This window comes from Novosphingobium sp. KA1 (assembly GCF_017309955.1).
Lineage (GTDB): Bacteria > Pseudomonadota > Alphaproteobacteria > Sphingomonadales > Sphingomonadaceae > Novosphingobium.
Map to the genome: position 1 here is coordinate 704057 of NZ_CP021248.1, position 20915 is coordinate 724971.

General features: G+C 64.4%; 13 protein-coding genes. 6 read left to right on the forward strand and 7 right to left on the reverse strand.

Translation table 11 applies throughout. The features are described 5' to 3' along the window. Nucleotides 1–30: 30 nt before the first annotated feature. Nucleotides 31–1199, reverse strand: a protein-coding gene (locus tag CA833_RS21120) for an IS3 family transposase (RefSeq protein ID WP_207078821.1) whose coding sequence is annotated in 2 segments (ribosomal slippage) — nucleotides 31–938 and nucleotides 938–1199 — 1170 coding nt in all. Because the reading frame shifts where the segments join, the coding sequence is not laid out codon by codon here. Between CA833_RS21120 and CA833_RS21125 the strand changes: the two genes are divergently transcribed. Beyond that, nucleotides 1162–3465 carry a hypothetical protein gene (locus CA833_RS21125; protein ID WP_207081072.1) on the forward strand — a complete coding sequence of 768 codons (2304 nt, stop codon included), beginning with the start codon at nucleotides 1162–1164 and terminating at the stop codon, nucleotides 3463–3465. The two genes, CA833_RS21120 and CA833_RS21125, sit on opposite strands and share 38 nt — an antisense overlap. 300 nt (nucleotides 3466–3765) lie before the next feature. On the opposite strand, the gene CA833_RS21130 is transcribed toward CA833_RS21125, so the two are convergent. From CA833_RS21130 to CA833_RS21155, 6 genes are read right to left on the reverse strand one after another with little or no spacing between them, the layout of a single operon-like run. After that, nucleotides 3766–5262 carry a gamma-glutamyltransferase gene (locus CA833_RS21130; RefSeq protein WP_207081073.1) on the reverse strand — a complete coding sequence of 499 codons (1497 nt, stop codon included), beginning with the start codon at nucleotides 5260–5262 and terminating at the stop codon, nucleotides 3766–3768. A gap of 2 nt (nucleotides 5263–5264) precedes the next feature. Continuing rightward, nucleotides 5265–6005 carry an SDR family NAD(P)-dependent oxidoreductase gene (locus CA833_RS21135; protein ID WP_207081074.1) on the reverse strand — a complete coding sequence of 247 codons (741 nt, stop codon included), beginning with the start codon at nucleotides 6003–6005 and terminating at the stop codon, nucleotides 5265–5267. A gap of 12 nt (nucleotides 6006–6017) precedes the next feature. Continuing rightward, nucleotides 6018–7220 carry a cytochrome P450 gene (locus tag CA833_RS21140; protein ID WP_207081075.1) on the reverse strand — a complete coding sequence of 401 codons (1203 nt, stop codon included), beginning with the start codon at nucleotides 7218–7220 and terminating at the stop codon, nucleotides 6018–6020. Further along, nucleotides 7217–8953, reverse strand: a complete 1737-nt coding sequence (locus CA833_RS21145; protein ID WP_207081076.1) for a hydantoinase B/oxoprolinase family protein — start codon at nucleotides 8951–8953, stop codon at nucleotides 7217–7219. The genes CA833_RS21140 and CA833_RS21145 overlap by 4 nt, the downstream gene beginning before the upstream one ends. A 20-nt stretch (nucleotides 8954–8973) precedes the next feature. Then, on the reverse strand, nucleotides 8974–11148 hold the full coding sequence (locus CA833_RS21150; protein ID WP_207081077.1) for a hydantoinase/oxoprolinase family protein: 2175 nt from the start codon (nucleotides 11146–11148) through the stop codon (nucleotides 8974–8976). Nucleotide 11149: 1 nt separating this feature from the next. Next, nucleotides 11150–12304, reverse strand: a complete 1155-nt coding sequence (locus CA833_RS21155) for a mandelate racemase/muconate lactonizing enzyme family protein (RefSeq protein WP_207081078.1) — start codon at nucleotides 12302–12304, stop codon at nucleotides 11150–11152. 615 nt (nucleotides 12305–12919) lie between these two features. Here CA833_RS21155 and CA833_RS21160 point away from each other — a divergent pair. The 5 genes from CA833_RS21160 to CA833_RS21180 all read left to right on the forward strand — a co-directional run bounded on the left by CA833_RS21160 (nucleotide 12920) and on the right by CA833_RS21180 (nucleotide 20914). Then, nucleotides 12920–14182: an aromatic ring-hydroxylating dioxygenase subunit alpha gene (locus tag CA833_RS21160; protein ID WP_242526578.1), complete on the forward strand. Its 1263-nt coding sequence runs from the start codon at nucleotides 12920–12922 to the stop codon at nucleotides 14180–14182. Next, nucleotides 14179–15618, forward strand: a complete 1440-nt coding sequence (locus CA833_RS21165) for a glutamine synthetase family protein (RefSeq protein ID WP_207081080.1) — start codon at nucleotides 14179–14181, stop codon at nucleotides 15616–15618. Before CA833_RS21160 ends, CA833_RS21165 begins: the two co-directional genes overlap by 4 nt. Before the next feature lie 127 nt (nucleotides 15619–15745). Further along, nucleotides 15746–17977, forward strand: coding sequence for a TonB-dependent receptor (locus CA833_RS21170; protein WP_207081081.1), 2232 nt, complete (start codon nucleotides 15746–15748; stop codon nucleotides 17975–17977). Between the two features lie 26 nt (nucleotides 17978–18003). Then, nucleotides 18004–19668 (forward strand): carboxylesterase/lipase family protein, encoded by a 1665-nt coding sequence (locus tag CA833_RS21175; RefSeq protein ID WP_242526579.1) that lies wholly within the window; start codon nucleotides 18004–18006, stop codon nucleotides 19666–19668. 37 nt (nucleotides 19669–19705) lie between these two features. After that, the gene (locus tag CA833_RS21180) at nucleotides 19706–20914 is read left to right on the forward strand and encodes an MFS transporter (protein ID WP_207081083.1); all 1209 of its coding nucleotides are present in this window, start codon (nucleotides 19706–19708) and stop codon (nucleotides 20912–20914) included. The last annotated feature ends 1 nt before the right edge of the window (nucleotide 20915 follow it).

Consider the following 20915-nt stretch of genomic DNA (forward strand, 5'->3'; position numbering starts at 1 on the left):
CGGCCCCCACCGAGTGGTCCGGGTTATTTGTTAGTGTAAGATTGCCTCCGGCGCCATGGCCGGCCGCAGGTGGAGCGAAGCGGAACCGGAGGGCGGCCATGGCGGCGTCGCTGCTTCCGGGGCCGGCGGCCGGTAGCCCAGCGAGCTGTGCGGCCTGACAGTGTTGTAGTGCCGCCGCCAAGCCTCGATCAGGATCTTAGCCTCGGCCAGGGTGTAGAAGATCTCACCGTTGAGTAGCTCGTCACGCATCGAGCCGTTGAAGGACTCGCAGTAGCCATTTTCCCACGGGCTGCCGGGGGTGATGTAGAGCGTCTTCACACCGATCCTGCCCAGCCATTCTTGCACGGCATTGGCGATAAATTCGGGGCCATTGTCCGACCGTATATGCGCAGGCGGCCCACGCGTGACGAACAGATCGGCCAGCGCCGCCAGCACATCCTCGCTCCTGAGCCGTCGCGCGACCGGCAAGGCCAGGCACTCCCGACTGGCCTCGTCGATGATCGACAAGATGCGGAACTTGCGACCATCATGCGTGCGGCCCTCGACGAAGTCGTAGGACCACACGTGCCCCGGATATTCGGGCCGCAGCCGGATGCACGATCCGTCATGGAGCCAGAGCCTTCCGCGCTTCGGCTGCTTTTGCGGCACCTTGAGCCCCTCGCGGCGCCAGATGCGCTCGACCCGCTTACGGTTCACATGCCACCCCGCATCGCGCAGCAGGGCGGTCACCCGGCGATAGCCGTAACGACCATATTGCCGGGCGAGAGCGATGATGTCCTCCGTCAGTGCGGCTTCGTCATCCGCCCCGCGTGGCGCCTTGCGCTGCGTCGATCGATGTTGCCCGAGCACACGGCACACCCGCCGCTCGGAGACAGCCATGATCCCTCGGATGTGATCGACACAGCGGCGGCGTCTGGCGGGGCTCAATAGTTTCCCCGCGCCGCCTCCTGCAGAATCATTTTATCGAGCGTCAGATCCGACACCGCCTGCCGCAGCCGGGCGTTCTCTCGCTCGAGATCCTTCATCCGCCGTGCCTGATCCATCTTCAGCCCGCCGTACTCCTTGCGCCAGCGGTAATAGCTCTGTTCGGTGACGCCGATCCGCCGGCAGGCGTCGGCCACCGTCCCGCCCTGCGCCAACACGATCTCCGCCTCACGCAGCTTGCCGATGATCTCCTCCGGCTTGTGCTTCCGAGCCATTCCATTCCTCCTTCGTGGTCAAGACTACGATAGTCGATGGGCCACTCAGAAGGGGGCAGATCAGGTGCCGCTCGCCCGTCGCAAGGCTTTTATCGAGGCACTGATTTTTGTCGATAACGCCGACCTGTCGGACAAGCTCGGCGTTATCGAGGAACATATTCAAGGGTGGATCGCGCTGTCTCCGGCGCTCCGGGACGCACTCCCCGATCTCGCGATGCAATTTGCCCGTCACCATCCGCACGACTTGATCGGCCCGTCCTGGGAAACCAATATGGGCTGGCGTAATCTCACCGGCGTCTTCGGCGCGGGTGCGACGGACATCGCGCTCGAAGTGATTGCGGCCCTCGGCGACGACGCGCAGGATGTCGGCGGGGACAGCTGGCTGGCGCTCGCGGCTCATCTGGCACCGACTGTGTCTATGGCGGCGCTCGGCACCGGCCTTGAACGTTTCCTACCGCTCTCCGAGGCAACGTTGCCCCACGAGGTCGCCGGCGGCCCATGGACGCCAGCGCTGACTCCGCCCGAAGGAGCTGTCGAAACGTCGGCAGGCCTGATCTGGTCACGGCTAGGCGCAGTCGAGGCAGCTGACCGCTGGCGCGCAGCCCATGCGCTGCGGCGGCTAGCCGAACTGGAGCGCTTCGATGTGATCGATGCAATCGTAGCGCGGTTCGATACTGATGGCGGCGCGTTTCGCGACCAGTCGCTGCCATTTTACCGGATGCACGCCCAGCTCTGGCTCTTGATCGCTTTGGCGCGGATCGCGCGCGATCGACCCGCACACATTGCGCGCTATCGACAGATCCTCGAGCGTATCGCGTTCGGTGATGGGTTGCCGCATGTGGTTATGCGTGCCTTCGCAGGCGAAGCCTTGGGTGCCTACGCAAAGACACTCGATTCCGGGCCCCGTGCAGATTTCGAGGCGAAGCTCAAACAAGTCAACCGGTCACCCTTTGCGCTCAGCACAGAACGGCCGACTGGACCGATTGGCCGCTATGCTAAGCGCCCTGAGGGGGAGACCCGACCCGAACCGCATTTCGGCATCGAATATGATTTCGGTAAATATCAAATAGCGCCGCTCGGTGATCGATTCGGCCTGCCCGATTATGCGATTGAAGATGCGGTCAGCGCAGTTGTCAGGGGTTGGGCTCCCGGCGTCGGCCATATGTTCGATTGCCCTCGGCGCGGACAACACGATCACGGTCGCGGAGGGGCGACCTCCGGGGTTCCGGCCAGCGACCGCTATGGAAGCTATCTGGGCTGGCATGGTCTGATGGTGGTGGCGGGCCAGTATCTCGCGACCCGGCCGGTCTATGCGTATTCCCATGGTGAGCGGGCATGGGAGGGCTATCTCGAACGCTTCCTACTTTCGCGCAGCGACGGCTATTGGTTGTCCGACCTGACAGGGTTCACGCCTTTTGATATCGCCACCCCGCTGCCGATGCCTCAAACGGAGGACGATGACTTCCTTAAACCGGAAGATGCGCGGCTCCTTAGTAACGTGCTTGGGCTGGAGAATGGCAAGCTACTGGCGCGTCCGCTTATTGTCGAAGGCTATTGGCCGCTCGAGGACGGGGTGACGATCCAGGTGGCGTCCATCCTTGCCGATCGTAGGTCGGCCGAGGCGGCGATGATCGCCGCGGTGACCGTCGAGCAATCGCAAACCTGGCTGCCGGCGACTGATGATGATCTCGACTATCAAGTCAAGCGGTCGCGATCGGAAGTTTTCGCTTGGCTGCGTGAAGGCGATGATGGTGGTAGCCGTCTCGATCGCCATGATCCTTATGCAGCTTCGACCGGACGGAACGCGCCCGCGCCCTCGGATATGACGGTGGCCGTCCTTGGGCTTGTGCCCGACGATTCACGCGAATTGGTGTGGCGCGATCGGTCAGAGCAGTTTCTTACCGCCGAGTTCTGGGGCGGCGAGAGCAAGGGTGACGACCGGGAGCGTTCCGGTGAACGGCTGTTCGCCGAGCCTGCCATTCTGCAAAAGCTGCTGCACAGGTTGGGCAAAAACTTGGTCGGCCTAGTCAAAGCCGAGCAGTATATTCCGAGCAGTCAAGACGTTGAAAAGAGCCGCCGAGCCTACCGCACAATGGCGTTCACCATAGATCCGGAAGGCAAGGTTCGCGTCCTGACCCGGATGTCAGCGCAGATGCGGGCGAAGCTCGCGACAATATCCGCTTATGATCGGTCAGAGTTCTATGCACGATACCAGGTCTTTCGTTGGGGTGCCGATACCAACCCAGACAAGCGAGGCGTGGCCTGATCCGAGTCTTTGCCGCAAATCATGCAATTTGTCGGTTCGGCCGCTCTATGTTCGCTTTATTGATGCGATCTATCAGGACTTCGTCCTTGAGATCATGCGTATTTCGAAAAGATCGTGTTTCTCGGCGGCAACAAGCACCAACACCATGATTCGGGAACGTCCGGTATCCCATTGTCGCGGCCCCAAAGCTGACAAAGCAGAATGTCCCATCTCTGGCCGTTCAGGATCACCTTCATCGCGGTGAACGGAGGGCGGCTTTCAGGATGGCCGGATGTGGCGTTGAGTGTCAGCTATGTCGGCTCAGGCGACGCCAGCCCAGTTCTCGCGGCGCCAGTCTGCAATTCCGAATGGGCGGTTGGCACTGATTCCGGCGCAGGCGATTGCACCGAACCGCATGTCGCCCCGCGGGAGAGCGACCGTTCGATGGCCGCGCTGCGTGAGGTCGGCCATGGCGGGGTGATCGTCCTCCACCAGCAGGTTGCCGTTCTCGCTGCGCCATCGCGGGGCATGGATCGCCGATGCCACGTCGGTTCCCGATCCCAAGACGCGCCGGATGACCTGGAGCAACGTCTGCACCTGGCCATCGGCACCTGGAGTGGCAAGGGCCATAAGGTCGCTGCCGTGGCGCAATTGCGCCGGTGCCAGCGTATGGACCGGACGCTTGCCGGGCGCTGCAGCATTGGCGCCGCCGGTGAAGCCGCCAGCGCGATTGTTCAGCGTGATCCCGAGTTCGGGCACGAAGACGCAGGAGCCGAAATCGTCGAAAACCGAAACCAGCGAAGAGACGATGAGCCCGTCCGCATCGGCGGTAGATACGCCTGCGGTGTGCAAGTAGGCGCGGGGGCCGCCGCGCAGGCTCGCGCGTTCCGGATCGATGTTCAGTTGCGTGGCCAATAGATCGGCGCCAAGTCCGGCATTGTCGCGATGGGCGAATGCGGCTTCGGTCAGCTCCACGCCGATATGCTCACCCAGCGAGGCGTCCCCCCCGATCCTGCCGAGCCATTCTTCAAGGCCGGTAAGCGCCATGGCCAGCAGCACGCCTTGCGTCGGAGGCGGCTGGATCGCAATTTCGTACCCGGCGAATGACACTGTGAGCGGTGCATCGACTGGGGTGTCATGGGCGAGGAAGTCCTCCACCGCGAGCGCTCCGCCAAGCGATTGCACCCGTGCGGCGATCGTTTCGGCGATTGCGCCCCGGTAGAAGGTTGCAGGGCCGTCGCTGCCGATGGCCTTGAGCAGCACCGCCAGATCTGGCTGCATGAAACGTTCGCCGGCAGCGAGGCGGAGCAGGGACCAGCCAGCCGCACCGTGGCGCTCCAGCCTGGGGCGCTGCGCGATCGCTGCCTGCGCGAGCGTGGGGGAGACGGCGGCGCCATGTTCGGCAAGCCGGATCGCGGGGGCCAGCACTTCAGCCATTGGCAGACGGCCCCAGCGCGCGTGCATCGCATCCCAGCCGCCGCAAATTCCGGGCACGGTGATGGAGTTCGGCCCATCGTCCGCAACCTGCTTCAGCCCGAGCGGGGCAGCCCCTGCGCCGGTGATTGCCAGCGTTTCGGTATGGTCGCCCACCAGGGCAAACATATCGCCTCCCAGCCCGCATGCATCGGGAGCCACGACGCACAGGACGGCCTGTGCCGCAATCGCGGCATCAACCGCCGATCCTCCCGCGAACAGTGCATTCTGACCGGCAGCGACCGCCAGCGGATGCGCTGCCGATACTGCGCCAAGTTCCCCGTGCAGCGCCGGCGGGCAGGGGGAAGAGAAGGCGTCCGCGAGATTCCAGCCGTTGGTCGTCATGTTCAGACCGCCGTATAGCCGCCGTCGATCACGATCGAGGTCCCTGCGATGTAGCGCCCGGCGGGCGACGTCAGCAGCAGCACCGTGCTGGCCACTTCGTCCGGCGCGCCCTGACGGCGCAGCGGGATCTGCGCCTCGATTGCCTTGCGCTTGTCTTCGGGATCGTGCTGGTATTCCCAGAAGGGATCGTTGAACGGCGTTTCGATCCAGCCTGGCAGGATGCAGTTGATGCGGATCCCGTCCGGTCCAAGTTCGGCGGTGAGGCTGCGGGCAAGGCCGGGCAGCGCGGCCTTGGTCGCCTGATAGGCAGACATGCCCGCGTGCCCCCGGATCGCCCCGGTGGAGGAGATGAACACCACGCTGGCATTGTCCGACTTGCGCAGCCACGGCGCGGCGGCCTGTGTGAAGAAGAACGGCATCTTGAGATTGAGGGCGACCGAGTGGTCCCACATCTCGGTCGTCCAGTCGGCCAGAGCGGCGGATTTCATCACGGCGGCCGTGACCAGCAGGGTGTCGACGCCGCCGAACTTCTCGGCCGCAAGCGCCACGGCCTCGAAAGGTACGTCCGGATCGGCGAGATCGCGCTGGAGGAATAGGCAGGCGCCGGGATGATCCTCTTCCGCCACCAGTGTGGCCTCGGGACGATGGTCGATCAGCACCACATTGTCTCCGCGCGCGCGGAAACCCTGAACCGAAGCGCGACCGATGCCGGTGGCGCCACCTGCGACAATGACTGTTGCCATGGGGCTATTTCCTCAGGATTTGGGAGTGAGTGCGAGCGGCAGGCTGGCGAGGCCGCGCAGGCCCGGCACCAGACGCAGCTCGGAGGGGCCGGTGGTTTCGAGCGTTTCGACCTTTTCGGCAAGCGCGCGGAAGAACACTTCGCCTTCGAGGCGCGCCATCATCTGCGCGACGCAGCCGTGAATGCCGGTGCCGTAGCCGATCTGATGCGAAATCCGGCGGTGAATGTCGAAACGATCAGGCTCGTCCCAGACCGCGGGATCGCGTCCGGCCGAGCCGATCAGAACCAGAACCTTCTCATGCTTGCCCAGCTGCTGGCCGGCAAATTCGAAAGCCTCGGTGGTCGTGCGGAACAGGCTTTGCGAGGAGCTGTCATAGCGGGTCGCTTCCTCGAACGCGGCGCGGGCGAGCGAGGGATCCTTGCGCAGCGCCTGCCACTGGTCCTGATGCTCGGCCAGGGCGCGAAGGCACAGCCCGATGGAGTCGATCGTGGTATCCACGCCCGCCGAAAGGAAGGAGCGTACCAGCAGCTTGGCTTCGGCATGGGTGATGTCGCCCTCGTCGGCGGAAGCATAGATCGCCGCGCCGAGACCGTCCGGGGTGAGTGCGCTGCGCTCGCAGCGGGCATCGATCCAGCCGCTTACTTCTTCGGCGCGCTTCATGAGTTCGTCGTACCAGGCCGTGCGCGGGCCGAAGGCGCCGAAGACGATGCCGCCGTAGATCAGCATGATCTCGCGGTCGAGCCTGGGCATGCCGACCGCATCGGGAAAGACCGTCAGCGGGAACGGCTGCACAAGGTCGTACACCGCCTCGATCTTGCGTTTTTCGAGTGCTGCTGTGAACAGTTCGTCGGCCACTTTCTCAAAGCCGCCGCGCATGGCTTTTAGCGCCTTGGCGTTGAGCGCGCGCATCATCACCCGGCGGGTGCGTTCGTGCTCGGGTGGATCGACTTCGAGGATGATGCTGGGCTGGCGCCAGTTCGGTTCCTTGAAGTAGTTGGTGAGCCCGCCGCCGCCGGCATTGCTGAAGCGCTGCCAGTCGCCGAGCACTTCCTTCACTTGCGCGTGATGCTGGACGACCCAGATCTGGTGTTGTTCCAGCCAGACCACCGGCCCCAGTGCACGAAGCTGCGCATAATGGCTGTACGGGTCGGCGCGGAAGCTTTCCGAGAAGGGATCGAGATCGGAGACGACGCGCCGGTCCATGGCGATGTTCATCGGGCAAGCTCCTTCATCCGGGCGCGAAGGGTGCTGGTTCCGGCCACGTCGAGCGTGCCGTCCTCCTCCAGTACGACGCCGTAGGCCTCGCAGGCATGCCTGGGGGTGATGCGGCCGTCGATGATGTCTTCCAGCACGCGGTGGGGCTCACGACCGAGCGGGTCGCCGAACCCGCCGCCGCCCGCCATGACATGGCGATAGAGATCGCCGGTGCCCAATGTCAGTGCGCGGGTGGGCATGGCAGGCAAAGCTTCCTCGCCCCCTGCACGGACCAGCAGGTTGCTGGCGGGCGCGCCCGGCAGGCCGCCGTCGAGGCCATGCGGCGGATGCGTGACTTTGTCGGAACGGACGCCGAAATAGACGTCGTCAGCGAGCACGCGGTACTCGCGGAGGATGCCCAGGCCGCCGCGATTGCGTCCGGCGCCGCCGGTATCCGGCATCAGGCCATAGCGTTCGACGCGGATCGGGTAATCGGCCTCGATCGTCTCGATCGGGACGTTGGCCTGGTTGGAGGCCATGTGCGGCACGCCTTCCTCGCCGTCGTGCTCGCTCGTCGCGCCCCATACGCCCATGACGCATTCGGAAAACACGAAGGTCTCGCCCTCGATGCGCCCGCTGAAGCTGGGCAGGGTGGAGCCGCCGGCGCCGTCCGCCGTCACCCGGTCCGGCACGGCCGCCGCCAGCGCGCCGAACACGCAGTCGACGATGCGATAGCCGGTGATGCCGCGGGCGCCGCAGGGCGCCGGGTAGGTGCAGTTGAGCACGCTGGCTTCGGGGGCGACAACATGGATCGGGCGGGTATAGCCGTGGCAGTTGGGCACGTCCGCGCCCATGATCGAGCGCAGCGCCGCGTAGACGTTCGACTTGCAGAACGAGATCGGCGCATTGATGCCGCCGCGCACTTGCGGCGCGGTCCCGGTCCAGTCTGCCGTGACTTCGTCGTCCGCCACGGTCAGGGCAAGGCGGAACACGATCGGCTGGGGATCGTCGCCAAGCCCGTCGATATGGTCTTCGAAGGTGTAGGTACCGTCCGGAATCTCGCGGAATGCCGCGCGGGCGAGGCGTTCCGCATAGTCATGGAGGGCAAGGCCGTAGTCGCGCACCGTCCCGGCGCCGTGCCGCTCGATCATTGCGGTGAGGCCGCGCGCACCGGCAACGGCGGCGGCAAGTTGCGCCTCGATATCGCCCAGCACGAGGTCCGGCGTGCGCACGTTGGCGGCGATCACGCGCGGCAGGACGGGGTCCGGCACGCCGGCCCGGCGCAGCTTCAGGAAGGGTAGTCGCAGCCCTTCCTGATGGATTTCGACCGCGCTCAGCGAATTGCTGCCGGGCACCAGCCCACCGACGTCGACATGATGGGCGATGGTTGCGGCCCATCCCTGGATCGCTCCGTCATGGAAGATCGGTTTGACGACGTAGATATCCGGCAGGTGCTGGCCAGAGGCGAGATAGGGGTCGTTGCCGATGAAGACATCGCCGTCATGGATGTCTCCGGCATATTCGTCCATCAGGTGGCGCATCGCGTCGCGGAAGCTGCCGAGGTGCATCGGGGTGGTGAGGCCCTGCGCCAGATTTTCACCCTCGGCGTCGCAAAGCGCGGTGGAGAAGTCCATCGCGTCGCGCACGATCGGCGAATGGGCCGTGCGCATGAGGATCAGCGCCATCTCGTCGGCAATGGCCTCGAAGCCGTTCTTGAACACTTCGAGAAGGATGGGATCAACGTTGCTGGCCATTGGGGAACTCGTGGCGGAATTCATTGCGAGGCTCCCGTTTCCAGAACCTGTTCGCGCTGGCCTGCAAGTCCCGATTCCGGGGCCGACGCCAGCGTGATGACGATGTTGCCGCCTGGATCGCGCAGGGCGCTGCATCCGGGCGGAACGACGGTCGTGCCTTCGTATTCCTCGACGATCAGTGGGCCGGGGCGGTCCGTCAGCGAGAGATCGGCGCGGCTCACGACTGGGGTTTCGATCAAGCCGTGCTCAGGGCCGAAGTAGGCTTGGCGGTTGAAGCCATGTTCGCTTCGCTCAGGCTGGGCGGCGTCCCGGATCGTGTCCGACCCTTGCGGCGGGATCGTGCCGATGGCGCGCAGGGTGACGATCTCGATGGCATGGTCGCCAAGGTCGTGTCCGTAGCTGCGGCGGTGTTCGGCCTCGAAACCGGCGCGCATGGCCGCCAGCGAACCGGCGTCGAGCGGTCCGCGTGGCAGATCCACGCCCAGTTCGAACCCCTGGCCGCGATAACGCAGGTCCGCGCGCCAGGCGAGGCGCAGCGTGGGAGCCTCGCCGAGTTCGGAGCGAACCGCGCCTTCCAGCCGGTCCAGCACGGCAGCCATGTCCGCCAGCACAGCATCGCCCACTGCTAGCGTGCGCCCGAACGCAGCGGAGCGGGTCACTTCGTGATCGGTGAACAGCAGGCCGACCGCACTGAACACGCCGGCACCGGGCGGTACGATGACTTTCGTCATACCCAGTTCCCGTGCGAGCGCGGCGGCGTGGATGCCACCATTGCCGCCGAAGGCAAACAGGGCGAAGTCGCGCGGGTCGCGCCCGCGATAGGTCGATACGGCCTTCACCGCACGCATCATGGCCGAGTTGGCAAGGCGGTGAATGCCCCATGCAGAGGCGTGCAGATCGCGGTCCAGCGGCCGGCACACACTCCGCTCGATGGCCTCGCGGGACAGGCTGGCGTCGATCGGCACGGCGCCGCCCGCCAGAGCCGAAGGGTTGAGGTAGCCGAGCACGACATTGGCGTCGGTCACTGTCGCATCGGTGCCGCCGGCGCCGTAGCAGGCTGGACCCGGCACCGCGCCGGCGCTGTCCGGCCCGACCTTGAGCGCGCCGCCCGCGTCGATCCGCACGATGCTGCCGCCGCCCGCGCCCACTTCCGAAACGTCGATAACCGGCAGCTTCAGTGCATAGCCGCCGCCCTTGGCCAGCGCGCTCGACATCGAGATGCCGCCGCCAACCTCATATTCGTCGGTAGAGACCAGCCTACCGCCCTCGATCAGCGAGGCCTTGGCAGTCGTTCCGCCCATGTCGAAAGTGATGACATCACCGTGCCCGGCCTTGCCCCCCAGCCTTGCCGCGCCGACGACGCCCGCCGCCGGGCCGCTTTCGACCACGGTTGCAGGGCGTTCGATCACCCGGTCCACGTCAAGCAGGCCGCCGCCCGATTGCATCATCAGCAGGCGGCCGGAAAGCCCGGCATCACGCAGCCGGTCCTGCAGGGCGGAGAGGTACTGGCTGATCACCGGGCCGATGTAGGCGTTGACGACCGTAGTGCTGGTCCGCTCGTACTCGCGGATTTCGGGTAGCACCTCGTGGCTTGCGCAGACGAACGTGCCTTCCGGCAGCTCTTCGCGCAGGATCCGTTCGGCCTCGCGTTCGTGCTCGGGATTGGCGTAGCTGTGCAGGAAGCAGATCGCCACAGCCTCGACCGCCTGATCGGCAAGGTGAGCGGCTACGGCACGAACGGCAGCGGTATCGAGATCGCGCACCACCTCTCCGCGCGGACCCAGACGTTCGGGCACTTCCATGCGCAGGCGGCGCGGCGCCAGCGGCGCGGGCTTGCGATAGAGCGGCTCGTAGAGGCGCGGCACACGGATGCGGCGCAGTTCGAGCACGTCGCGGAAGCCCTCCGTGGTCACCAGCGCCGTGCGCGCGCCCTTGCCTTCGAGGATCGCGTTGGTGGCGATCGTGGAGGCGTGCAGGATCTCGTCGAAGCGGTCCGGAGCAAGGCCAAGCCGCCCTGCCACTTCGGCGATGCCGGCAAGGATGGCGCGGGCATAATCGTCCGGCGTGGTCGGCGTCTTGGCGGTGGTCAGGCTGCCGTCGGGTGAAAGGCAGGCGATATCGGTGAAGGTCCCGCCGATATCGGCGGAAATGCGGAAGCCCGATGTCGTTTGCCCCAATGTGGTTGGTACAGTCATATCAGTGACACCGGTAGTGCATTAGCTTGTCCTCATCGACGGTGATGCCGAGGCCCGGCGCATCGAGCGGTAGGATTGCGCCGTCCTTGAAGCCCATCGGTTCGGCCAGCACGTCGTCTTCGTAGTAGCGTCCCGCGACCTTGCAGGGATGGGTTCCTGCCGGCGCGCTGACCGCGATCACGGCGCCCAAGGTCACAGGCGGCTGGGCGAGCGCGAAGTGGACGTTGGCGGCCGTGCCGATCGCGGATTCGATCGAGCCGTTGACGTCGCAGGCCATCAACTGGGCGCCGGCGACATGGGCGACCTTGGCCGCGCCGACGAAACCGCCCGCCTTGGCGAGGTAGATGGAGATGGCATCCGCCGCGCGCGCACCGCTGACGTCCAGGGCGTCGCTGATATTCCAGCAGCTCTCATCGGCGATGATGGAAACGCCCGACTTCGCGGTGACCTCCGCCATATAAGTAAGCCCTGTAGTGGGTTGTTCGACCATGCTGACGCCGGCTTCGACCAGTCGCGCGACGATCTTCGAAGCGGGTTTGCCATGGCCGTAACCCTGGTTCGCATCGAGACGCAGGGTGAAATCGTCCCCAAGCTCGCGGCGCAAGGCCGCGACGAGGCGAATGTCGCGCTCGGCATCGACGCCGCCCTTGATCTGGAGCGAGCGTACCCCGTCTGCAGCCGCCTCGGCGCCTTCCGCCAGCGCCTCGGTTTCGTCCATCAGGCCGATCATGTGGGCGACGGCAACGGATTCGCGCACTGCACCGCCCAGCAGCTTGTAGACGGGCTGGCCGACGATCTTGCCCCATGCGTCATGCAGGGCGATATCGACTGCGCACTTGGCATAGACATTTCCGACCACGAGCCGGTCCATGGCCTGCCGAGCGGCGGTTACCGCCGTGGCATCGAGGCCGACGAGAGCAGGGCCAAGCACTGTATTGACGATGTGCGTCACGGTTTCCTGAGTTTCGCCGCAGCGCCGTTCCCAGTCACCACCCCAGTCGGGGAGCGGAGTCGCTTCACCGAAGCCAACGATGCCGCCCTCGGTCTCGATTCGAACCGCGACGAAGCCGCCTAGGTCTGCCACCAGTCCCGCCCAGCGAAAATCGCGGCGCGGCGGAAGACGGAAGGGAAAGGCTTCGACTTTGACGATCTTCAAGGCATTCCTCCTGCTGGGCGTAGATTGCGGGGATGCCTAACACAGATATTTCCTATAGGAAAATAAATTTATCGAGGCGTGCGTTATCGTTTGCCGCCGGGCCGTGCCTTTTGCCGTGGACCTGCGTCTGCGCTTAGCTCTGGGCGAACTCGCCGCCGACGAACCCCCTCCTTTGCATTTCCTAAATTTGCATAAATTTCAACGAAATCTGCATGAATTCCGGGCAAACGAGAATCGCAACGGTCGGAAATCATGTTAGCTGAACATGCCCGTTTCCTCGCGCGGAGTCTTTGCATGGAGCGCTGCAACTTTATGCCGTCAGCGCTCTGTTTGGCCTGATCGGGAGGAGCGCACTAGCACGTGCGGCATTCAGGTCCGCTGCCATTTGGAAAATACGTTTTGCAAAAAATCCGCAGAAAATAGCCATTCTAACGCAAGATTTCTCAAAATCTGGCTATTTCCGATTTTCTGAAAAAATTTCCCTCTTTTTCTTCTTAGGAAAATTGATAACGTCGCAGAGCTTGATGACCCAACCAGTATGAGTCTCTCGGTTCCATGACACCTGAACAAAACGATCTGATAACCCGGTCCGGCCGCGCAACGCCTCTTGGGGCAATGCTGCGCTGCTATTGGCAGCCGATCGCCTTGCTGGACGAACTGGACGGGCCCAGGCCCGCCAAGGGCGTGCGCGTGCTGGGACAGGATCTCGTGCTGTTCCGCGACGACAAGGGGCGGGTCGGTCTGCTCGATCGGGACTGCCCGCATCGCAATGCCGATCTTGCCTATGGGCGGCTTGAGGATGGCGGCCTGCGCTGCCTGTTTCATGGCTGGCTGTTCGATGTCGATGGCAATTGCCTTGAAACCCCGGGCGAGCCCTCCGGCAGCAAGCTTTGCTCGCGCATCAAACAGAAGAGCTATCCTGTCGAAGTGCGCGGGGGCATCATTTTCGGGTATCTTGGGGAGGGTGAACCTCCCGCGTTTCCCGCGCTCGATTGCTTCACCGCGCCCGAAAGCCACGTCTTCGCGTTCAAGGGTTATCTCGATTGCAACTGGCTGCAGGCGCTGGAAGTCGGGATCGATCCCGCCCATGCCAGTTTCCTCCATCGGTTCTACGAGGATGAAGACGCGGCGGCCAGCTACGGCAGGCAGTTCCGCGCCACGTCGGCCGACAGCGACTTCACGATGACGGAAGTGCTGCGCGAGTACGAGAACCCGGATATCGCCGTGGAGCGATCGGATATCGGGCTGCGGCTCACCGCGCTTCGCTCGCTTGCCAATGGCGCGACCCATGTTCGCGTCACCAACGTGCTGTTCCCGCAGGCCTTCGTCATTCCGCTGTCCGAAACGATGACGATCACCCAGTGGCACGTGCCGATCGATGACGAGAGCTGCTACTGGTACGCGATCTTCACTGGCTTTGCGGAAGCGGTCGACAAGGAGACGATGCGCGCTCAGCGGCTCAAGCTCTACACGCTGCCGGACTATATGCCGCGCGTCGGCCGCCACAACAATTACGGCTATGATCTCGAAGAGCAGCGCCTGCGCACGTACACGGGCATGGGCGAGGACATCAATGTCCACGACCAGTGGGCGGTCGAGAGCCAGGGGCGCATTCAGGACCGCACGCGCGAGCACTTGGGCACGACCGACAAGGGGATCGTTGCCTATCGCAAGCTGCTGCTCAGCGAGATCCGCAAGGCCGGCGAGGGACTTGCACCACTACTCGCGCTAAGGTCCGAGGAGGCAGCGGTGGTAACCGGGCCGGCCACGATCGACGGCGTCGCCGGTGCCGGCGAGGACATAGTCGCCTACTGGCAGCGCGTCGATGCGCGTCGCCGCGAAAATGCGCCCTGGGCTGTGGAATCCCAAGGACAATGACCGGCTTCATCGCCCGGCACGATCTCTGGTCGGAGGAACAGACGCGCCTCGCGGGGGAGATCGGCGCGCAGGTTCGCTCCGCAGGGATCGATCAGGTGCGCCTGTCGTTTCCGGACTTGCACGGACTGCTGCGCGGCAAGACGCTTATGGCCGGCGCGTTGGAAGGTGCGATGGAGGATGGCTGTGCCATCACCTCCACCCTGCTTTTCAAGGATACCGCACACCGTACCGTCGCGCCGGTGTTCACGGCCGGGGCCGGGGTGGGCGATCCGATGCTTCAAGGCGGTGGCGATCTGATCATGGTGCCTGATCCGGCGACGTTCCGGGTGCTGCCCTGGGCCTCCGGTACCGGCTGGATGCTGTGCGACCTCTATTATCCGGACGGCAGGCCGGTTGCCCATTCTCCCCGCCGTATCGCGCAGAGCGCCGTCGCCCGGTTGGCGGAGCGCGGGTTCGAATTCGTGAGCGGGTTGGAGGTGGAGTTTCACCTGACGCGTCTGGTCGATCCCGCACTGGAACTGTCTGATGTAGGGCAGCCGGGCAATGCGCCGACCGTCGCGCCGCTGCACCAGGGCTATGCCTATCTGACCGAGCAACGCTTCGACCGGATCGAGCCCATTCTCGACGTTCTGCGCCGTGACTGTCAGGCGCTTGGCCTGCCGATCCATTCGCTGGAAATAGAATTCGGCCCCAGCCAGGTGGAGTTCGTCTTCCGGCCCGGGCAGGGCATTGCGCCGGCCGACGATATGATCCTGTTTCGCAACGCCGTGAAGCAGATCGCCCGCCGCCATGGCTATCACGCCAGTTTCATGTGCCGTCCGCAGTGGCGCGACGCGATGTCGAGCGGCTGGCATCTGCACCAGTCGCTCAGGGAACGAGCCAGCGGCCGCAATCTGTTCGCACGCGAGGATGGCGAGCCGGGGCTGTCTGCCATCGGGCGCCATTTTCTGGCGGGCCTTTTGGCAGGCGCACGCGCTGCCACGCCGTTCAGCACGCCGACGATCAACGGATACAAGCGCTACCGCCCTAACTCGCTGGCGCCCGACCGGGTGGCATGGGGTGAGGACAATCGCGGCGCTTTGCTGCGGGTGCTGGCGCGCGGCGCGCCGGGCGCGACCCGGATCGAGAACCGCATCGGTGAGCCCGCCGCCAATCCCTATCTCTATCTTGCGAGCCAGATGCTCACCGGCCTTGCCGGCATCGAAGCCGGGCAGGAGCCGCCGGCACCCGTCGATTCTCCCTATCAGGTCGATGCTGCGCCCTTGCCGGGCAGTCTGGAGGCGGCGCTGGAGCTGCTCGACGCCAATGAAATGCTGCGATCCGGGTTCGGAGACGCCTTCGTCGACTATTACCTGATGATCAAGCGGGCGGAAGTGGTTCGCTACAATACGACAGTGACGGACTGGGAGCAGCGCGAATACTTCGATCTGTTCTGATCCAATGAATACGCAACAAGCAAGAATATAGAGCAGGGGCGAACAGAGCAATCCGATTCAAGGAGGTTGTATGTTCCATCGACATTTGAAAATTGAGGGAAGAATTTCTGCGCTGAAAGCGGGTTTTATGGCCGGCGTTGCGGTGATGTCGGTGACGCCGGCACTGGCCCAGTCGTCTGATGCCGACAGCGCAGCCGATACCGGCACTATCGTCGTAACCGCGACGCGCCGCGAAATGACGATCGACAAGGTGCCGCTGAAGATCGATGCGTTCAGCCAGACGCAGATGGATCAGCGCGGCGTGCGCTCGATCGACGATCTTGCCCGTTTTACACCGGGGCTTCTTTTCACCAATACCGGCGGTGTTTCGGGTAATACCAGCAACAGCATCTCGATCCGGGGTATTTCCTCCGACGTTGGCGCGTCGACGACCGCCATCTACGTCGATGAAACGCCAATCCAGATCCGCAGCATTGGCTATTTCGGCGGCAACGTGTTCCCCAAAGTGTTCGATCTCGAACGCGTAGAGGTGCTGAAGGGGCCGCAGGGAACGCTGTTCGGTGCCGGCGCCGAAGGCGGCGCGGTGCGCTTCATTACGCCCGCCCCCAGCCTTGACGGCATTTCCGCCTATGGCCGCGCCGAAGTGGCAACGACCGAAAACGGCGCGCCGTCCTACGAAGTGGGGGCCGCATTCGGCGCCCCGCTTGCCAAGGATCTTGTCGGCCTGCGGCTCAGCATCTCGCAGCGGCGCGACGGCGGGTATATCGATCATATCGATGCCACCACCGGCGATGTTCTCGGCAAGAACGTGAACTGGGAGCGCACGACCGTCGTGCGCGGCGCGCTCGCCATTAAGCCGGTTCCAGAGCTGACGATCACGCCGTCCCTGTTCTATCAGAAGCAGTACCAGCCCGAACGCAGCCAGTACTGGGAGCAGTACAGCGATTACAGCGATGCCGATTACCGCTCCGGCTATACAATCGCCGAACCACGCCGCGATCGCTTCTATCTGCCCGCGCTCAAGCTGCAGTATGACGGTGACAAGGTCATGGTGGTCTCGAACACCTCGTGGTTCGACCGCCGCCAGGTGGTGACGCTGGATTACACGTCGTATCTGCGGGCGATCCGCACGGGTGATCCGGTCACGCCGGTTTCAACCTTGCGTCCCTCCGCAGCGACGGTTGTGACCGCGCAGGCCAACTTCACGCAGGAACTGCGCTTGCAGTCCAAACCCGGTGGGCCGCTCGACTGGGTGGTGGGCTTCTACTATTCGAACCAGCGCCAAACCTCGGACAACAAGACGACGTCGTCCAATCCAGCGGCGGCCGCGGATGCCTACAGCTACATCGATCTTGTCCATTCGAAAGACGAGCAGATCGCCGGCTTCGCCAATCTCGACTACCACGCCACGGAAAAGCTGACCCTCAGCGCCGGCCTGCGCGTCTCGCAAATGAAGTTTGCCTTTACCGATGCCGCTGATGGTCCGGTCAACGGTGGCCCCAGCTTCGTCGAAGGCAAGACCAAGGAAACCCCGGTCACGCCCAAATTCGGTGTGGCTTACCAAGCCAATCCGCACACCCTCTATTATGCCAACGCCGCCAAAGGCTTCCGCCAGGGCGGTGCGCAGGGACCGGTTCCGGCAGATTACTGCGCGGCAGATCTCGCTTCGCTGGGCATCGAGACGAGCCCGCGCCAGTACAAGTCGGATAGCGTTTGGAGCTTCGACGGCGGCGTGAAGGGCAGCGCGCTCGGCGGCGCGGCGCACTTTGACGTCAATGCCTACTGGATCAAGTGGAGCAATATCCAGCAGCCGGTGAACCTGCCCAATTGCGGCTTCCAGTACATCGAGAACCTGGGCAAGGCCAACAGCCGCGGCGTGGACGTGGTTGTCGATTTCAAGCTGGCGCCGGGCGTGAGCGTGGGCGGCAACGTCGGTTTCAACCGCACGACTTATGCCGAGGATGTCGAAGGCAGCGGCGGTTCGCTGCTTGCGGCGAAGGGTGCGCGCATCGGCGGTCCGCAGTGGACCGGCGCGGCGTGGGGCCAGTTCGATTATCCGCTGAGCAACGACGTGGATGGCTATTTCCGGGCGGACGCCACGTTCCGCAGTCGCGGGCCGGCGCTCGATCCCGATACCTTCAGTTATGATGCGGGCCTGACGCCGACGGAGTCCAGTGTGCTGGTTTCGGCGCGGTTGGGCGCGAAGGTGGCGAATGTCGATGTGTCGGTCTTCGCGAACAACATCTTCAACGACAACAAGCCGCTTTCGCGTACGCACGATCTGGCCGGTTCGCCGCTCTACTACGGCTATGTGAACCGTCCGCGCACCTTTGGTCTGACCTTGACCTACCGCCAGTAACCGCCACGCAACGGGACGAAGCCACGATGAGCAGAACAGTGACGGGACAAGACGTTACCCGCCGTGGCTTCGTTGCCGGCGCGGCAGGGCTGGCATTTGCCGGTTCGGCGGCCGGTAGTGCATTGGCGAGGGAGGCGCGTTCTTCGCCGGTGGTGCAAACGACCTCGGGGCCTGTCGAAGGGGAAGTTTTGCCCACCTCCGGCATAAGCCGCTGGCTGGGCATTCCCTATGCCAAGGCACCCGTAGGCGCCTTGCGTTGGCGGCCGCCGCAGCCGGTCCCGCCGTGGACTGGAGCCCGGCGGACGACGGCTTTTTCGGCAAGCCCCTGGGCGCCGCGAACAGAGGGGAAGACCGTCTTCAATTTCCATGCCGTCGGCCGCATGGACGAGGACTGCCTTTCGGTGAACGTCTGGGCTCCTGCAGACGCAGGTGACAAGCCAAGGCCGGTCATGGTCTGGATCTATGGCGGCGCTTTCGTCGCGGGGACGAGCGACAACCCGCTTTACGACGGGGAAGCGCTGGCCGGAGAGGGCGTGGTCTTCGTTTCGATCAACTACCGCGTCGGTATTCTAGGCTTCTTCTCCCACCCGGAACTGGCGGCGGAGTCCGGGGACGGCATTTCCGGCAATTATGGCCTGATGGACCAGATCGCCGCGCTGCGCTGGGTGCGCGATAATATCGCTGCGTTTGGGGGTGACCCCGGCAACGTCACCATTCTTGGGCAGTCGGCCGGGGCGTTCAGTGTGGGGTTCCACCTCGTCATGCCGGCTTCGCGCGGACTGTTCCATCGCGGCATCGCCCAGAGCGGCGCGCCCATGGGAGAGCCATCGAGCTATATCCTGCTGGGCGAGCGCGCGCCGATGGAGCAGGCGGGGCTCGATTTCGCAAAGGAAGTCGGTGCTGTCAGCCTTGCGGATTTGCGGACCATGGCGCCCGATGCACTGGTCGCGGCCAATGCGGCGGCCTGGCGGTTCTATCCCCAGATCGACGGCCACTTCGTGCCGGAACATCCCTTCGCCATGGTCATGGCCGGAAACCACGCTGCCGTGCCGGTGATCGTCGGGCGCAACCGCGATGAGGGTTCTATGTTCCCGCCGCTGGGCGGGGGCACCGTTAGCGGCCTGCGCGAGGAAATCGGCGCCGAGTATCGGGATCAGATCTCCGAGGCGTTGCGGTTCTTCGATGCGGCGGACGATGCCTCAGCTGCGAAGCAGGGGCACGCCGCGATGGGGGATATCATCTTCAACTGGAATGCTGCCGCTCTGGCGGCAGCCCTTGCCCATTCCGCGCGCGCGCCGGTCTATTCGTACCAGTGGAGCTATGCAGGCGCAGTGCCGGCGGGTGCGGTGTTCGACGAAGGGACCGGCGCAAAGTTGGGTGCCTTCCACGGTTCGGAGATCGGATTTGCCCTGCGCACGCAAGGAGCTCGCGGCTATGGCATGGCTTCTGGGCAGCGCGACCTGATGGATCGTATGAGCGGCTGGTGGACCAGCTTCGCGCGAACCGGAGATCCCAACGGCAGCAGTGCCGGTCCAACCGGTCACTGGCCGCGCTACGTGCCGGGGCAGGAAACCGTCTGGCATATCGACGGCGCTGGTCGGGACGGCGCGAGAGCCGGCCCGGTGCCCGATCGCGAGAGGCTTGAAGTTCTGGGCCGGGCGATGAAAAACACTATCGTGGAGCGGGCCTGAGGTGGCATCGATCGTCGGCGATCCCGTGGAGACAGGCATGCAGAATCAGGCGGATAGCGCCTATCCGACGTTGGCAGTGGCGGAGATGGGCTGGCTGGCCATCGTTCTGGTCTACGTCAGCACGGTCGCCAGCATGGCGATGGTCGGCGTAGCTGCCGCGCTCACCATCGATCTTGGCGCGGCCATGCATGTGCCCCGGCACGAGGTTGGCCTTGCCCTGTCGATGTTCTCGCTGCCGTCCGCTTTGGGGGCCGTGTTCTGCGGCGGGCTTGTCGACCGCTGGGGTGCGCGCAGGATTATGATCGGCTCGGCGGTTCTAGGTGCAATCGCAGCGCTCGTCGTCGTGCTTGGCGGCGGTTTCGCGATGCTTACGCTGGCTTTGGCCGTGGCGGGAATCGGCTTTACCGGCATCAGCGTGGCGGCGCCGGCGCTGCTGGTCAGCGCGACAACCGGACACAGGCAGGTTCGCGCAATGTCGTTGTGGTCGACTTATGCGCCGACCGGCTTTGCGGTGGGACTGTTGCTGGCGGCGCCGTTTGCTGGGACAGGGCATTGGCAACCCGCTTTCCTTGCCTATGGCGCATTGATGCTCATCCTCGCCCTTGCGTCGTTTCGGCTACCCGCCGTTCGCACGGCGGGAGCGATGCCCTGGCGCGAACAATTGGGTAGCTTTGCAGGCGTGTTCCGCGAAGCCGGGATCGTACGGCTGGCGTGTGCGGTCTCGGTACCCTCGGCGCTATCTTATGGTACCAGCCTGATTGCGCCGGCCTATCTTGCCGAAGTGCATGGCACCTCTCTGGCAGCTTCGGCAACGGTCGTGGCAGCGGTGAAAGGCGTGGCGATGATCGTTTGCGGCCTGGTCACGGGGGCGATGCTGACCCGTCGGTTCGATCGCCGTTTGCTTTTCGTGATGCTGGCATTGCTGGGCGTAGCGGCTCAGTTCATTGTCTTCTGGCCAGGCTCAGGGTTCGTGGGCGCCACGGTGGGGCTGTTCGGCTGGTTGGTCGCTTTCAGCGGCATGGGCGCGGTGGCTATGGCGCAGCTTTCTCAGGTCCTGCGCGATCCGTCGCAAAGCGGGGCGGCGTCGGGGCTGGTCGGACAGGCGATCTCGGTCCTGTCGTTCCTGGCGCCCTCGATCTACTTCGGCATGAGTGGCTGGAGCGGCTTCGTGCTGCTGGCTGGACTGGGACTCTTGCTGGCGACACTGGCCTTGCCGGTCAAGCGCCGGGCTGCGATAGCCGTGTGAT

Coding starts and splice junctions, on each gene's coding strand:
- CA833_RS21175 (WP_242526579.1), top strand. CDS start 18,004: ATGAGCAGAACAGTGACGGGACAAGACGTTACCCGCCGTGGCTTCGTT.
- CA833_RS21170 (WP_207081081.1), top strand. CDS start 15,746: ATGGCCGGCGTTGCGGTGATGTCGGTGACGCCGGCACTGGCCCAGTCG.
- CA833_RS21160 (WP_242526578.1), top strand. CDS start 12,920: ATGCTGCGCTGCTATTGGCAGCCGATCGCCTTGCTGGACGAACTGGAC.
- CA833_RS21135 (WP_207081074.1), bottom strand. CDS start 6,005: ATGGCAACAGTCATTGTCGCAGGTGGCGCCACCGGCATCGGTCGCGCT.
- CA833_RS21180 (WP_207081083.1), top strand. CDS start 19,706: ATGCAGAATCAGGCGGATAGCGCCTATCCGACGTTGGCAGTGGCGGAG.
- CA833_RS21130 (WP_207081073.1), bottom strand. CDS start 5,262: ATGACGACCAACGGCTGGAATCTCGCGGACGCCTTCTCTTCCCCCTGC.
- CA833_RS21140 (WP_207081075.1), bottom strand. CDS start 7,220: ATGAACATCGCCATGGACCGGCGCGTCGTCTCCGATCTCGATCCCTTC.
- CA833_RS21145 (WP_207081076.1), bottom strand. CDS start 8,953: ATGGCCAGCAACGTTGATCCCATCCTTCTCGAAGTGTTCAAGAACGGC.
- CA833_RS21165 (WP_207081080.1), top strand. CDS start 14,179: ATGACCGGCTTCATCGCCCGGCACGATCTCTGGTCGGAGGAACAGACG.
- CA833_RS21150 (WP_207081077.1), bottom strand. CDS start 11,148: ATGACTGTACCAACCACATTGGGGCAAACGACATCGGGCTTCCGCATT.